Source organism: Streptomyces canus 299MFChir4.1 (assembly GCF_000383615.1).
Classification (GTDB): Bacteria; Actinomycetota; Actinomycetes; order Streptomycetales; family Streptomycetaceae; genus Streptomyces; species Streptomyces canus_C.
In genome coordinates, this window is record NZ_KB911591.1 from 22,366 (window position 1) to 37,081 (window position 14,716).

Annotated in this window: 13 protein-coding genes and 1 pseudogene; 6 read left to right on the forward strand and 8 right to left on the reverse strand. The window is 72.1% G+C overall.

Features of this window, described 5'->3' with window-relative positions; all coding sequences use genetic code 11:
* Window positions 1-88 precede the first annotated feature (88 nt).
* On the reverse strand, window positions 89-304 hold the full coding sequence (locus H293_RS0122535) for a hypothetical protein (RefSeq protein ID WP_310591903.1): 216 nt from the start codon (window positions 302-304) through the stop codon (window positions 89-91).
* On the opposite strand from H293_RS0122535, the pseudogene H293_RS0122540 reads away from it, so the two are divergent.
* The 4 genes and pseudogenes from H293_RS0122540 to H293_RS0122555 form a co-directional block, all read left to right on the forward strand.
* Window positions 282-497 (forward strand): annotated as a pseudogene (locus H293_RS0122540) (helix-turn-helix transcriptional regulator); the annotation flags it as partial. The gene H293_RS0122535 and the pseudogene H293_RS0122540 overlap by 23 nt on opposite strands.
* Window positions 498-569: 72 nt before the next feature.
* Window positions 570-950 carry a DoxX family protein gene (locus tag H293_RS0122545; protein ID WP_020120108.1) on the forward strand — a complete coding sequence of 127 codons (381 nt, stop codon included), beginning with the start codon at window positions 570-572 and terminating at the stop codon, window positions 948-950.
* Entirely contained in the window at window positions 947-1,414 is a 468-nt protein-coding gene (locus H293_RS0122550; RefSeq protein ID WP_020120109.1) for a peroxiredoxin, read from the forward strand. The genes H293_RS0122545 and H293_RS0122550 overlap by 4 nt, the downstream gene beginning before the upstream one ends.
* A gap of 75 nt (window positions 1,415-1,489) precedes the next feature.
* The gene (locus H293_RS0122555) at window positions 1,490-3,835 is read left to right on the forward strand and encodes a SpoIIE family protein phosphatase (protein WP_020120110.1); all 2,346 of its coding nucleotides are present in this window, start codon (window positions 1,490-1,492) and stop codon (window positions 3,833-3,835) included.
* 9 nt (window positions 3,836-3,844) lie between these two features.
* Here H293_RS0122555 and H293_RS0122560 read toward each other — a convergent pair whose 3' ends face one another.
* The 3 genes from H293_RS0122560 to H293_RS0122570 form a co-directional block, all read right to left on the reverse strand.
* On the reverse strand, window positions 3,845-4,279 hold the full coding sequence (locus H293_RS0122560) for a cupin domain-containing protein (protein WP_020120111.1): 435 nt from the start codon (window positions 4,277-4,279) through the stop codon (window positions 3,845-3,847).
* Window positions 4,280-4,391: 112 nt separating this feature from the next.
* Entirely contained in the window at window positions 4,392-4,973 is a 582-nt protein-coding gene (locus tag H293_RS0122565; RefSeq protein ID WP_020120112.1) for a DNA polymerase ligase N-terminal domain-containing protein, read from the reverse strand.
* 41 nt (window positions 4,974-5,014) lie between these two features.
* Entirely contained in the window at window positions 5,015-5,845 is an 831-nt protein-coding gene (locus H293_RS0122570) for an aldo/keto reductase (RefSeq protein WP_020120113.1), read from the reverse strand.
* A gap of 95 nt (window positions 5,846-5,940) precedes the next feature.
* Between H293_RS0122570 and H293_RS0122575 the strand changes: the two genes are divergently transcribed.
* Window positions 5,941-7,005 carry a LacI family DNA-binding transcriptional regulator gene (locus tag H293_RS0122575; RefSeq protein WP_020120114.1) on the forward strand — a complete coding sequence of 355 codons (1,065 nt, stop codon included), beginning with the start codon at window positions 5,941-5,943 and terminating at the stop codon, window positions 7,003-7,005.
* 633 nt (window positions 7,006-7,638) lie between these two features.
* On the opposite strand, the gene H293_RS0122580 is transcribed toward H293_RS0122575, so the two are convergent.
* The 4 genes from H293_RS0122580 to H293_RS0122595 are packed head-to-tail and all read right to left on the reverse strand — an operon-like array spanning window position 7,639 to window position 12,255.
* Window positions 7,639-9,006 (reverse strand): glycoside hydrolase family 32 protein, encoded by a 1,368-nt coding sequence (locus tag H293_RS0122580; RefSeq protein WP_020120115.1) that lies wholly within the window; start codon window positions 9,004-9,006, stop codon window positions 7,639-7,641.
* Complete coding sequence (locus tag H293_RS0122585) at window positions 9,003-9,878, reverse strand: carbohydrate ABC transporter permease (protein WP_020120116.1); 876 nt, start codon at window positions 9,876-9,878, stop codon at window positions 9,003-9,005. The genes H293_RS0122580 and H293_RS0122585 overlap by 4 nt, the downstream gene beginning before the upstream one ends.
* A 14-nt stretch (window positions 9,879-9,892) precedes the next feature.
* Entirely contained in the window at window positions 9,893-10,849 is a 957-nt protein-coding gene (locus H293_RS0122590; protein WP_020120117.1) for a carbohydrate ABC transporter permease, read from the reverse strand.
* Window positions 10,846-12,255: an extracellular solute-binding protein gene (locus tag H293_RS0122595; protein WP_020120118.1), complete on the reverse strand. Its 1,410-nt coding sequence runs from the start codon at window positions 12,253-12,255 to the stop codon at window positions 10,846-10,848. The genes H293_RS0122590 and H293_RS0122595 overlap by 4 nt, the downstream gene beginning before the upstream one ends.
* Window positions 12,256-13,030: 775 nt before the next feature.
* Here H293_RS0122595 and H293_RS0122610 point away from each other — a divergent pair.
* A complete protein-coding gene (locus H293_RS0122610; protein WP_020120121.1) occupies window positions 13,031-13,996 on the forward strand; it encodes a TauD/TfdA dioxygenase family protein in 966 nt (321 codons plus the stop codon).
* The last annotated feature ends 720 nt before the right edge of the window (window positions 13,997-14,716 follow it).

The window sequence follows — 14,716 nt, forward strand, 5'->3', positions numbered from 1 at the left end:
GTGGCGGCACGCTGAACTACCGCGATCCCTCTCCTGCGCCATCGACGACGAGACCGCGGAGGTCGTACCGGCCGGCACCCGCCGAGCCTCATCCCGCGGGGACGAGCCGCTCGGCCGGAGTGGGTTCACGCAGCCCGCGCAGCAGCAGGCCGCCCAGCGCGGGCAGGACGATCAGCGGCACCAGGGCGGTCCGCAGGGACGCGGTGTCGGCCAGAGCTCCCAGCGCCGGGGCGGCCAGCCCGCCGACGCTCACCGTCAGACCCAGCGTCACGCCGCTCGCCGCGCTCAGCCGACTCTTCCGCACCGAGTTCGGCATGACCTTCCCGCAGTGGCGCACCCAGTCACGCCTCTACCACGCCCTGCGCATGCTCGCCGACGACGTCCCCGTGACGACCGTGGCCCACCGCTGCGGCTGGTCCTCCGCGAGCGCCTTCATCGACGTCTTCCGCCGCTCCTTCGGCTGCACCCCGGGCACCCACAACCGCTGCTCCCCGTAACGACGGAGCCCGCCGAAGGAGGTACCCGTACCGTCCAGTAATGTGCGCGGCAGCCCCCCCGAAGGAGGAACCGTGCCACGGTCCCCACGCTCGCCCCTGCTGCTCGCCGGTCTGCTGGCCACCGGGGGTGTCGCCCACTTCGCCGCGCCACGCTCGTTCGACGCGACCATCCCGAAGGCCCTGCCCGGCAAGCCCCGGACCTGGACCTACGCGAGCGGTGCCGTGGAGCTCGCGCTCGCCGCCGGTCTGGCGCTGCCCAGGACCCGGCGCACCGCCGCGCTCGCCACCGCCGCCTTCTTCGTCGGGGTGTTCCCCGCCAACGTCAAGATGGCCGTCGACTGGCGCCACCGCCCGACCCCCCAGAAGGCGGCCGCCCTCGGACGGCTGCCGCTGCAACTGCCGCTCGTGCTGTGGGCACGCGGTATCGCGAAGAACGGGGAGGGCCGGGCATGAGCAAGGCACCGGAGACCGGCGACACCGTCGAGGACTTCGAGCTCCCCGACGAGACCGGCACCAGCCGCAAGCTGTCCGAACTGCTCGCCGACGGCCCCGTCGTCCTCTTCTTCTACCCCGCCGCCCTGACCGCCGGCTGCACCGCGGAGGCCTGCCACTTCCGCGACCTGGCCGCCGAGTTCGCCGCCGCCGGCGCGCAGCCGGTCGGCGTCAGCGGCGACACCGTCGAACGCCAGCAGGAGTTCGCCGGACAACACACCCTCGGCATGCCCCTCCTGTCCGACGCCGACGGCAAGGTACGCGAGCTGTTCGGCGTCAAGCGGGGCTTCTCCCTGGCACCCACCAAGCGGGTCACCTTCGTCATCGCCGAGGACCGCACCGTGCTGGAGGTCGTCCGCAGCGAACTGCGCATGAACACCCACGCCGACCGCGCCCTCGCCGCTCTCCGCGAACGCGGAAAGTGACGGCCTGAGGACGCAGAAGACCCGCAGTCCCCCGTTTCGGTTGAACCGGCCGGGCAAAAGAACGATCCTGAACAAATGGTGCACGGCTCTGCTGCGGCGATCGTCGATACCCGGGGTGTGGTGCGGGGCTGGAGCGAGGGCGCCCGCGAACTGACGGGATACCCGGCCGACGAGGTGGTGGGCCGCCCGGCCCGCGACCTGCTCACCGAGGCCCCGACCGCCGATGCCGTCGCGGATCTGGTCGGCACCGTCGTGCTGCGCCGCCGCGACGGCTCGTCCGTCGCGCTGCTGCTCAGCGCCTGTGCCGTGCTCGGTGAGGACGGCGAACCCTCCAGCTACATGATCACCGCCGAGGCCCCAGGGGGCTCCGAACCGACCCTGGCGGGTCAGGCCTTCCAGCAGGCGTCCCTGGCCATGTCGGTCTTCGACGCGCGTCAGCACTACCTGCGGCTGAACGACACGGCCTGCCGGATCATGGGCGTACCGCAGGAGGCGCTGCTGGGGCAGCACTTCCCGGAGAGCGTGGAGGACGCCCCGGCGCATCGCGGCTGGCTCGCGCATCTGCGACAGGTCGTCGACACAGGCCGTCCGGTTCGCTACGAGAGTTTCACCGGGGCTCCCGCGCTGAACCGGGAGCACGCCTGGACCACCGACATGTGGCCCCTGCGGGACGGCGACGGCGAGGTCCACGCGGTGGCCATCGCGTCGTTCGACAGCACCGAGCAGTACTGGGCCCGGCAGCGACTCCTCCTGCTCAACGAGGCCGCGGCCACCATCGGCACCACCCTCGACGTGGTACGCACCGCCGAGGAGCTCATCGAACTCCTCGTGCCCCGCTACGCCGACTTCGCCAGCGTCGACCTGCTCGAATGGGTCCTCGGCGCGGACGAACCGCATACCCTTCTGGAGGGCGACATCGCCCTGCGCCGCGTCGCCCACGGCTCCGCCCACGAAGGTACCCCCGAGGCCGCCGTCCACCTGGGTGCGGCAGACGTCTACCACGCTTCCTCCCCACCCGCGCGGGCGGTGCGGGAGGGCCGGGCCGCCGTCAGCCAGGCCGGTGAGCCCGACTTCATGCGCTGGGTCGCCGAGCGCAACTCCCGCGCCCCGGCCGGCCGCTCCTACCGCAAGGGCGTCCACTCCCTGCTCGCCGTGCCGCTCAGGGCCCGCGGCACCACCCTCGGGGTCGCGGTCGCCGTCCGTATCGCCCACCCCGACGACTTCGGCGACGACGACGCCGTCCTCGGCGAGGAACTCGCCAGCCGGGCCGCCGTCTGCATCGACAACGCCCGCCGCTTCGCCCGTGAGCGCACCACCGCCCTGGCCCTGCAGAACAGCCTGCTGCCGCGCGGCCTGCCCGGACAGGCCGTCGTCGAGGTGGCCCACCGCTATCTGCCCTGCGGCTCGATGGCCGGCGTCGGCGGCGACTGGTTCGATGTCATCCCGCTCTCCGGCAGCCGCGTCGCCCTCGTCGTCGGCGACGTCGTCGGACACGGCATCCCCTCCTCGGCGACCATGGGCCGCCTGTGCACGGCTGTCCGCACCCTCGCCGACGTCGACCTGCCGCCCGACGAGCTCCTCACCCACCTCGACGACCTGGTCACCCACCTCGCCTCGGACGACCGCGACGCCGAGGCCGCCGAACTGGGCGCCACCTGCCTCTACGCCGTCTACGACCCCGTCTCGCGCCGCCTCACCACGGCCGCCGCCGGCCACCCGCCGCCCGCCGTCGTCCTGCCCGACGGCACCGCGAGCCTCGTCCCGCTGAGCGCGGGGCCCCCGCTCGGCGTCGGCGGACTGCCCTTCGAGGCCACGGAGATCGAACTGCCCGAGGGAGCCGTCGTCGCCCTCTACACCGACGGGCTCATCGAGGACCGGGACCGCGACGTCGACCACGCCACCGAGGAACTGTGCCGCGCGCTCACCGCCCGGACCGACACCCTCGACGACCTGTGCGACACCGTCCTGAAGGCCGTACTGCCCGAAGAACCCGGCGACGACGTGGCCCTGCTGCTGGCCCGGACCCGGGCTCTCGGCGCGGACCGGGTCGCCACCTGGGACGTCGAACCCGACCCCGCGCACGTGGCCGCGACCCGGCAGGCCGCCATCGAGCAACTGACCGCCTGGGGACTGGAGGAAGCCTCCTTCGTCACCGAACTCGTCGTCAGCGAACTGGTCACCAACGCCATCCGCTACGGCGAACCGCCCATCCAGCTGCGCCTGATCCGGGACCGCACCCTCATCTGCGAGGTCTCCGACGGCAGTTCCACCTCACCGCACCTGCGGCGCGCCCACGCCTTCGACGAGGGCGGCCGCGGGCTGTTGCTGGTCGCCCAGCTCACCCAGCGCTGGGGGAGCAGGCAGACCGGCAGCGGCAAGACGATCTGGGCCGAGCAGTCCCTGGAACCGCCCGACCTCTGATCGCCGCGCTCACTGGAAGGAGCAGCCGGGGTTCGGCACGTCCTCCGAGTACGGCGAGCCGTGCGGGAGCGCGTACAGCACCTCCAGGACGAGCGGGGTGTCCCCTTCGTTGCGGCCGAGATGGACGTCGCCGGGGCCGCCCGGCTCGCGCACCACGGTGCCCTGCCGGTAGACGCCGTCACTGGCGCAGTCGGAGTGGTAGTGGCTGAGGGTGCCCTGCTTGACGTACCCGTAGACGGGTCCGTCGTGGTAGTGCCAACCGGTCGCCTGGCCCGGCGGGACGGTGATCTCCCTGAGGACGTAGTCGGTGTCGCCCACGGTCTTCTGGGCGATCAGCGTGCCGACCACACCGGGGCCCGGCGGGGTCGCCTGTGCGGTGCCGCCGGCGAAGACGGTGGCGGTGACGAGCGCGCCGGATATGGCGGTACGGAGCGCGATGCGCATACGGAAGGCCTCCTGGCTCATGAGCGTGAGCGACGACGTGTCGCGGTGGACGTCGCTGTGAACATAGAGGCCCGCACGGGTGGCCGGGGCGGTGTTCGGCGGATCTTCCCGCTCAGTTCTCCTCGGCGGCGACCTGTGCCAGGGTCCGGCCGGTCCGGACCGACCGCGCGCGGCGCGGATTCGGTGTGCCGTGTCCGCGCGCCCGGCCCTCGGCTGTCTTCACCAGCAGCCAGTTGTCCTCACGGAAGCGGGTGAGCGCGTACTGGCCGCGCAGCTTCGTCCCGTGCAGCCGGAACGTGGCATGCCCGCCCTCCAGCGACTCGGCGAAGTCGACGGGACGCCCCTGGCGGTCGTGGCTCAGGGGTTCGTAGGTGCCGCGGTCCCAGACGATCACCGTGCCGCCGCCGTACTCGCCCTCGGGGATCACGCCCTCGAAGTCCTCGTACTCCAGCGGATGGTCCTCCGTCGGCACCGCGAGGCGTTTGTCCTTGGGCACGTCGGAGGGGCCCTTCGGGATCGACCAGGACTTCAGCACGTCGCCGACCTGGAGCCGGAAGTCGAAGTGCATCGTGCTCGCGTCGTGGATCTGCACGACGAACCGGGGCGCGGCACCCGTGGGGGCCTGCCGCCCTTCCGGCTCACGGGTCCGTCCGAAGTCCCGCTTGCCGTGGTAGTCCCTCAGTCGCTCACTCACCTGGGCTCCTTTCGGAGCCTCCCGGGTACCCCTCCGGGTGTTCAGAACTCCTCGTGCACCTCCGGGTCCCCGCCGAGGCGCCGGTGCTCACGATCGCCGATCGCGGCCATCTCGGCCTCGCTCAGCTCGAAGCCGAACACGTCGAGGTTGGCGCGCTGCCGCTCGGGGTCGCCGGACTTCGGGATGGGCACGGCGCCGAGCTGGACGTGCCACCGCAGGATCACCTGGCCGGGCGTCACCCCGTGCGCGGCAGCGGCACTCGCCACGGCCGGGTCGTCCAGGAGGTCCGAGCCCCGGCCCAGCGGACTCCAGCTCTCGGTGACGATGCCCTTGCCGGCGTGGAAGGCTCGCAGCTCGTCCTGCGGGAGCAAGGGGTGCAGCTCGATCTGGTTGACGGACGGCAGGACCCCGGTCTCCTTCTCCAGCCGCTCGATGTGCGGGGGGTTGAAGTTGGAGACCCCGATCGACCGTACGAGGCCGTCCTCGCGGAGTTTGATCATTGCCTTCCACGAGTCGACGTACTTGTCGACGCGGGGGAGCGGCCAGTGGATCAGATACAGGTCCACGTACTCCAGGCCGAGACGGGCGCGGGACTCCTCGAAGGAGGCCAGGGTCTCCTCGTAGCCGTGATGCCGGCCGGGCAGCTTCGTCGTCACGAGGATCTCCTCGCGCGGGACGCCGGCGGCGGCCACACCGCGGCCGACACCGGTCTCGTTCCGGTAGTTCGTCGCCGTGTCCACGAGCCGGTAGCCGCTCTTGAGGGCGGCGGCGACGGCCCGCTCCGCCTCGGCGTCGTCCATCGGCCAGGTGCCCAGACCGAGGGCGGGGATCCTCGTACCGTCGTTGAGCGTGTGCGTCGGGATGCTGATCACGTGCGGACCTTCCCTTGACTGTGTCGTCCCCCCAGCCTCACGGATAGGGTGAGCAATGATCAACCGGACGGGCGGGGACGAGGTCGGCGGACGGCATGGACGGCACCGAGGAGAAGCGGTCGGCGGGATCAGGGCGCCCCACGTCACGGGACGTCGCCCGGCTCGCGGGCGTGTCGCACACCGCCGTCTCCTTCGTGTTCAACGGCCGCGCCGAAGGCAACCTCTCGCCCGCCACCCAGGAACGCATCCGGCAGGCCGCCACCCAGCTCGGCTACCGTCCCGACCCCGTCGCCCGCGGCCTGCGCAGCCGCCGTACGGCCGTGATCGGCCTGGTCACCGACGAGATCGCCTCCTCGCCCTTCGCCGGCCGGCTGCTGCGCGGCGCCATGGAGACGGCCTGGGACAGCGACCACCTGGTCCTCACCGTCGACTCCGGCGGCGACCGCGCCAAGGAGGACGCGGCCGTCGCCGAACTCCTCGACCGGCGCGTGGACGGGATCATCTACGCTGCCATGTCCCTGCGCCGCGTCCGCGTCCCCGAAGGACTGCACCGCACCCACTCGGTCCTCGCCAACTGCCTGCCCGACGACGACTCCCTGCCGTGCGTGGTCCCCGCCGAGCGGGCCGGCGGCCGTACGGCGGCCCGGTTGCTCCTGGACCAGGGGCACCGCAGGATCGCGCTGGTCGGGGGGGAGCAGGACATCGCCTCCGTCGAACGGCTCCGCGGCTTCAGGGACGCCCTGCGCGCGGAGGGCGTCAACCTGCCCAAGGAGTGGGTCGTGCGCACCGGCGGCGAGATCTCCAGCGGCTACCAGGGCGCGACCCGCCTGCTCGACGGTGTCCCCGCCGAGCAGCGCCCGACCGGGATCTTCTGCTACAACGACCGGGTCGCGGCGGGCGCCCTGCACTGCGCGGCACGTCTCGGCATCACGGTGCCCGGCGAACTGTCGGTGGTGGGCTACGACGACCAGGAGCACATGGCCGCCCACCTGTTCCCGCCCCTCACCACCGTCGCGCTTCCGCACCGGGAGATGGGAGAGACAGCCACCCGTCTCCTCCTCGACGCCATCGACAACGGCCGCACACCGCCCCCCACCGTGCGACGCCTCGCCTGCCCGGTGGTCGGCCGCGGCTCGGTGGGTCCGGCGCCGACGGTGTGAGGGCGGGAGGGGCACGCTGCCGCGAGAGCCGCGACTTGGAACGCGGTCCGTGAACACGGGGAACGTGGTCCGGCGCGGTGCCGCTCAGGTCCTGCGGACTGCCCGCCGGCGGTCGCCGGGGCCAGCTCCTCGCGGTGTCACGTCGGCCGGGCACGTGTCCCCGTCGGCCGGGGGATCCGTGGCGCGCTCATGCCCGAGACCGGTCCGGGCGCGCTTATGTCGTGTGGGCCCTCTGCCGGGCGGCGGGCCGGGGTGCAGCTCCTCGGTGTGTCAGTTCGGCCAAGCAGGTGTCCCGACCGCCGGGGGATCCGTGGCGCGCTCACGCCTTCGGCCGGTCCGGGCGCGCTCATGTCCTGCGGACTGCCCGCCGGGCGGTCGCCGGGGCCAGCTCCTCGCGGTGTCACGTCGGCCGGGCACGTGTCCCCGTCGGCCGGGGGATCCGTGGCGCGCTCACGCCCGAGACCGGTCCGGGCGCGCTCATGTCGTGCGGGCCCTCTGCCAGGCGGCGGCCCGGGCCGGCCGGTGCAGCTCATCGGTGGGCCGGGCAGGTGTCCTGGCCAGGGGATCCGTGGCGCGACCACCTCCACGAGCCGCTCGGGCGCGCTCATCCCGCACGCCCTCCCGGCCGGGTCCTCACTCCTCGGGGATGAGAGCCCGGCACTCCAGCTCGATGGCATCCCCCGACACGGTCAGCAAGGCGGTGTCGCCGGGGCGCCGGTACACCCGCTCGGTGACCATCGCCCGTTGCCCGGCGAAGAGTTCGAGGAGGGAGCCGTCGACCAGGACGCGCACGGTCAGAGGTCCTGAGGGGACTCGCACGACCAGCGGAGCGGATCCGTCGGGCCTCGACCGGGGCCACCCCGAGCGGTCGAGCGTCACGGTGCCCGCCGCGGGGTCGAGCCGCACCGTGAGCTCGGCCCCCGAGGCCGCCCGCAGCAGGCTCACGGTGGCGGGCGATCGTGCGGTCACCGTCAGGTCGTAGGCATCCGGGAGCGGTCCAGGACCCAACGGTTCGGCGGAGCGCAGCAGTTCGAGCTCCGTCGTCGGTGTCACCCGCAGTGAGCCGTCCTCGTGCACGTCCACGACTCGGGGTGCCGTGAGGACCCCGGCCCAGCCCGCCCGGTCGACGTCCCGCTGCGGACGTGCCTCCCAGGACCAGCCCCACAGCAACGCCCGGTCCCGCTCGGTGTCCTGGAGGACGGAGGGGGCGTAGAAGTCCCGTCCCAGGTCGAGACGGCCGCCGTGCCGGGGGACGAACCTGGGCCCACCGCCCGGCAGTCGGGTCAGTCGGCCCGTCGCATACGCCGTCCCCCGCGGGTCGCCGTCCCACAGTGCCACCGCCAGCACCCACTCGCCCCCGGGCGTACGCGCCAACTGCGGGCACTCCCACCCGGTCGCCCCCGGCCCGAACGCCTCGGCCGTCAGCGGATCCCGGCCGTCCAGCAGCACCCCGGCGAAACGCCAGTCGTGGAGGTCCTCACAGTCGTACACCAGCACCGACGGTGTGCCGTCCGCGTGCCCCGCGCCCACCAGCGCCCAGCGCCGTCCGCCGAAGCGGAAGACGAACGGGTCACGGAACATCGTCACTTCCAGACCCGCCGGCGGACCGGACACCACCGGTACCGGGAGCGGCTTCCACGCCACGAGATCGTCGTCCTCAGCCACCGCGAGGCAGATCGAGCCCAGCCCCGCGTGGCTGCGGTCGACACCGGTGTACACGGCCGTCGGCACCCCGTCGTCCTCCACCACGCACCCCGACCAGCAGCCCGCCTCGTCCGGACCGCCGGGTGTCGGGGTGAGGGCGACGGGATGGTGCTCCCAGTGGGCGAGGTCGGGGCTGGAGGCATGGCCCCAGTGGACGTTCGCGTGCACCGGGGCCTGCGGGTTGTACTGGTAGAAGAGGTGGTAGCGGCCCCGCCAACGGAAGGGCCCGTTGGGGTCGTTGATCCAGTGGGCGGGGGGACGGACCCGGAATCGCGGGGCGTCGGGGTCAGGGCTCAACGGTTGACTCCTGCGGAGGTGATGCCCTCGCGGAGAGGGCGCTGGCCGACGAGGAACACGGCGACGGCGGGGATCATGGAGAGCACGACACCGGCGAGGACCACCGAGATGGAGCCGGTGCCGAGGTTGCCCTGGAGCGAGACCAGGCCCAGCGGCAGGGTGTAGTTCTGGCCGGAGGTCTCCAGGATCAGCGGCCGGAAGAACTCGTTCCAGTGGTAGTTGAAGGCCAGCACGCCGACGATCGCCAGCCCGGGCGTGGCCAGCGGCGCGTACACGGACCGGAAGGTCCGCCAGGGACCCGCGCCGTCCAGCATCGCCGCCTCGCCCAGGTCCTTCGGCATGCCCAGGAAGTACTGGCGCATGAGGAAGGTGCCGAAGGCGGTCGGGAACGCCGGAATGATCAGGCCTAGCAGGGTGTCGGTCAGGCTCATCGACTTGAGCACGAGGAACACCGGTACGATCGTGACCTGCAGGGGGACCATCATGGTCGCGAGCACCAGGGCGAACAGCGGCTTCTTGAAACGGAAGTCGAGACGGGCGAACGCATACCCGGCGAGACCCGCGGTGACCATCTGGCCGACCGCGATCAGGGCGGTCACCAGCGTGGAGTTGAGGGCGAGCAGCCATACGTCGATCTGGTCGAAGACCCCGCGGTACGACTCGGCCGTGGGGTGCGTCGGGATGATCTTCGGGGGCAGGTCGAAGGACTCGGCCGGAGTGCGCAGGGACGTGGAGACCGTCCAGATGACCGGGCCGAGGGTCAGCAGCGCGCAGGCCGCGAGGCCGGCGATCCGGGCCCAGGGGGCGAGCGAGTGCCGCGCACGGCTCAGGGACAGGGGCGCGGGGCTGGTCTTCAGGGTCGCTTGGCTCAAGGGACTCACCCGGCTCACTGGTAGTGGACGAAACGCCGGCTGAGCCGGAACTGGAGAGCGGTGACCGCCATGATCAGCACGAACAGCAGCACGCCCACCGCGGACGCCTCACCGAAGCGCAGCTGCTCGAAGGCCGACTCGTAGATGACCATCACGACGGTGCGGGTGGAGTCGCCTGGCCCGCCGTCGGTGAGGACGTACGGCTGCTCGAAGACCTGGAGCGCGTTGATGACCCCGACCACGGTCGCCACCAGCAGGGTCGGCGACAGCAGCGGCAGCGTCACGTGCAGGTGCTTGCGCAGCCCGGTCGCCCCGTCCAGGGAGGCGGCCTCGTGGATCTCCTTCGGGATGTTGTTCAACCCGCCCACGAACAGCAGGAACGAGAATCCGAACTGCTGCCAGACGTAGACCAGGATCACCGCCGCCATCGCGGAGTTCTCCGACGTCAGCCAGGGCACCGGGGCGATCCCGACCTGCCCGAGCACCCAGTTCACGACCCCGAAGTCCTGGTTGAACAGGTACTTCATCACCACCGAGATCGACGCCGCCGACAGCACCAGTGGGAAGAAGAACGCCGACCGGAACACCGAGCGCAGCCACAGCGGCATCCGCCCGTTCACCGCGAGCGCCAGGGTCAGCGCGATCAGCAGTTGGAGCGCCACCGCGACCACCATGAAGACGAGCGTGTTGCGGAAGGAGACGAGGACGGTCGAATCGGTGAAGACCTCACGGTAGTTGGCGGCCCCGGCCCAGTTCGGGGAGTCGATCACGTTCCAGTGGAAGAGGCTCAGCACGACCGAGCCGACGATCGGGACCACCGTGAAGATCACGATGCCGACGACGGTGGGCGCCAGGAACAGGGTGGCCAGCAACCGGGTGCCGCGGTCACGGGCCGAGGGCTGCGCGGCTCGGGCGGCGGACGCGGCCGCGGGCCGGGACGGTCGTACCGCGGGGATCTGAGTGTTCGTCATACGACACGCTCCATGGCCTTCTCCAGATCGCTCTGCATCCGGCGCAGCGCGGGGCCCACCGAACGCCGGGAGGCCAGAGCGGTCCCGGTGTGCTTCAGCAGCACCTGCTCGACTTCGGCCACCTGCGGCGGCGCCGGGATCGGCCCGGTGTCGGGAAACTTGTCGAGGGTGTCGTAGAAGACCTGCCAGTGGCGGGGGCCGGTCTCCCGGTAGCGGTCCGCGGTCAGCATCGAACGGCGGGCCGGGGTCGTCTGGTTGGTCTCGAACAGCCGCATCAGGGTGTCCCTGCGGGCCGCGAACTTGATGAACTCCCACGCCTCGTCCTGCCTCTTCGAGGTGCGCAGGAGCGCATAGCCGGCGGCGCCGAACTGCATGCGCTGGGTGCGCCAGCGGGGGAAGTACCGCACGTCGAAGCTGCCCGGCTGCATCCCGGCGAGGTGGAGACCGCCCGCCCAGAAGCCGCCGGCGGGGGTCACGCCGACCCGGCCGGTGGAGAACACCCCGATGAGGTTCTGGCCGTTGCCGCCCTCGGGGCGGGTGCACAGGTCCTCCTGGATCAGGGAGGCGAGATAGTCGTACGACTCCTCGACCCGAGCGTCCGTGGCCTGCGGGGTCGTCCACCGGAAGCCGCCCCCGCGCCCCTGGCGCTCGGCGCGGGGGTAGAAGCCGTCCCACAGCCACGCGCCGCCCGGCGCCTTGGACTCGGCGAGCAGGTTGGTGCCGTTGGCGAACAGCCACGGGACGACCCCGCCCCACAGGCGGTTGGTCCAGAAGTACGGCGTGAACTGCGAGCCGCTGGACTTCTTCATGTCCCGCAGGAGTTCGGTGAAGTCGTCGCGGGTCCAGTCGGCCGCCGGGAAACCCGCGCCCGCTCGCTTCAGCACCTGGCTGTTCAGGTACATGTCGGCCGCGTTGAACTCGACCGGCAGCTGGTAGAGGCTGCCCTCGTACATCATCGACTCCACCAGCGAGGGGTGGACGTCGGCGAAGTACTCGCGCAGCTCGGCCGCGTCCCGCCGCACCCACTTGTCGAGGGCGACGCCGAGGCGCTGGGCGAAGAGCTGGACGCCCTCGGTCGCGACATAGACGAGGTCGGGGGCGGTGCCCGCCGCGATCTGGGTGAGGATCTTCGCGAAGAAGTCCGACCAGTCCGTGGCCTGCACCGCGTTGATCCGCAGCTTGATGTCGGGGTGGACCTTCTTGAAGCCCTCGGTGAGCGTGCGGATCGCCTCCGGGCCGTAGGCGGGGCCGAGGGTGGCGACGACGAGGGAGCCGTCGTCGCGGCCGGGGACGTCGGCTCCGGTGAGCCGGTCCCAGCTCGCGGCGGTACCGGCGAGCGCGGCGGCGCCCGTGCCGTAGGCGCCGTACCGCAGCAGGGTGCGACGGGTGAGGTGCGAGTCGGTCATCCAGTGTGCCTAACTCGTGTTAGCTCAAGGTTGACGCCCAGATGATGGGGAGGCCGTCGCAGCCGTGTCAAGAGTGGTGCACGCCTTGACCTTTAACGAGTTAGGTCAGAGGGTGTGGGCCGTACCGCCCTCGGCGGCGAGGGCGGCGGCGACCGCCGATGGGCTCTAGCCGCTCCTCGTCGGGGACGGGCGGCAGGAGTTCCTCCCACACCGGGAGGAAGGTGAACGGCGGAGCTGCGGCAGCCCCGCGGGGCGGGCGAGGAACCAGAAGCGGAGGTGGGCGGCGCCGTCGCCCCAGCGGTTGACGTGTACGCGGGCGACGCCGTCGAGGCCGAGGGCCGCCCGCTCCACCCGCTGCAGGGGGGGCCGAACTCGGCCGACTGCTCGGCGTGCAGGTCGCGGAGGTCGTAGTGGCCGCGGGGCTGCAGCTTTGCGACCGCCGTCGGTCAGGACTCGGTGCCGACCGCGTCGAGCCGCCGGTGGTCGTCGGCCCAGAGAGTCTCTGTCACCGCTTTGGGCAGGTGTGGCATCCCTCGGGTACGTCCTCGCCGGAGCGGACGGGCTCGGGGAGCACCGGTGGCAGCAGGGGCCTGACCCGGAGGTCGTCCCCGCCCCCACCCTCGCAGTCGCCGTCGCACGCGAGGGGAAGGTCTCTCAGCCGGCCACCCGGTTCCTCGGGAGTTGACGGAACGGCCAGGCTGGGCAGTCAACCATGGGTGACGTGCCCGTAGGGGCACGGACTTCGGAACGGGTTTCGGCGATCAACGGAGCACGCATGACGACGGACGACAGCACGGCGGAGCAGGGCGCGGGCATCGAGGTGAACCCGGTGGCCGGGCACATCGGAGCCGAGATCACCGGTGTCGACCTGGCCGGCGACCTCGACGACCGGGTGGTCGCCGCGATCCGCGCCGCGGTGCTGCGCTGGAAGGTGGTGTTCTTCCGGGGACAGAAGCTCGACCACGCCGGGCACGTCGCGTTCGCCCGGAGGTTCGGCGAGCCCGTCGTCCTGCGCAAGCGCGGCAGCGCCTCGCCCGCGGAGTTCCCGGAGGTCGAGACGACCGCGGACCGGCTCGAACTGGGCGAGAAGTTCGGCATGGAGCACGAGGAGTGGCTGCAACGCCGACGGCACACCCTGCTGCGCGGCTGGCACTGCGACCACGGCGCCCGCGTCGACCCGCCCGCGGCGACGATTCTGCGCGCCGAGACCGTCCCTCCGTACGGCGGCGACACCACCTGGTCCAACCTCGCGGCCGCCTACGCCGGGCTGTCCGCCCCGGTGCGGGAGTTCGTCGACGGCCTGCGCGTGGAGCACCGGCTCGGCGTCGGCTACCAGTCCCGGCCGGGCGACGACGCCTACGTCCGCCACCTCCTGGAGCACCAGGTGGCCTCCCTGCACCCGCTGGTGCGGGTCCATCCCGAGACCGGGGAGCGGATCCTCTACGTCAACGGCTACTACGTCGAGCAGATCGCGGGCCTCTCCCGCGCCGAGAGCCGGGCGATCCTGGACATGCTCCTCGAACAGGCGGTCAGGCCCGAGTACACGGTCCGCTTCCGCTGGGAGCCGGGCAGCGTGGCCTTCTGGGACAACCGCGCAACCATTCACTTGGCCCCCGCCGACAACGCCCACCTCGGATTTCCTCGGACCATGCACCGGGTGATGCTGGCGGGGGATGTGCCGGTGGGGGTGGACGGGGAGCGGTCGGAGGGGATCACTGGGAGTGGGGTGGGGCGCTGGTGAGGTGGGGTGGGCCGTGCGAGGGGAGGCGATGGCTTGGAGCGGTCGAGCTGCTGAGGGGGTGGCGTGGGTGGGGCCCCGAGTCTGCGGTCTGCGGGGTGTCGGGGATGTGGCCCTGGTGGGTCGGTGGGGCGGCGGACCGGGACGGAGAAGGGGCTCGGGAAGGGTGCTGGTCAGTCCAGGGCGGGGTGCCGACGGCCTGGTGTGCTCGGACGGCTGAAGGTACGGCTTCCTCAGCTGCTGGAGTTGCGGCCGCGTCGGTTGCTGGTCTCCGGCCCGTCCGGGGCACCAGCCCCGCCGCCGGCCTTTGCGGTCGATGTTTGGGCTGCGCGGGCCGTCGCTCTGGGCCGGTTTGCGGTGCCGGCGGGTGCGGTGGCCGGTCGGTGGATCGGGCCTGGTGGCCTCGCCGTGGCCCGCCGCTGCGGCCGGCGTTCTGGACATCCGGGTCGTCGCCCCGGCCGTGTGCGCGGTGACGGCGTGTGCGGCGCACGTGGATTCGGCCTGGTGACCACATCGTGGCCCGCCGCTGCGGTCGGTGTTCTGGACATCCGGGTTGTCGCCCCGGCCGTGTGCGCGGTGACGGTGTGTGCGGCGCACGTGGATTCGGCCTGGTGACCACATCGTGGCCCGCCACCGCTGTCGGTGTTCTGGAGACCCGGGCCGTCACGGCCCGACCCCGTGGGCGGTGACGGCGTGCACCGCGTGGCATGGCGAGCTCATCCA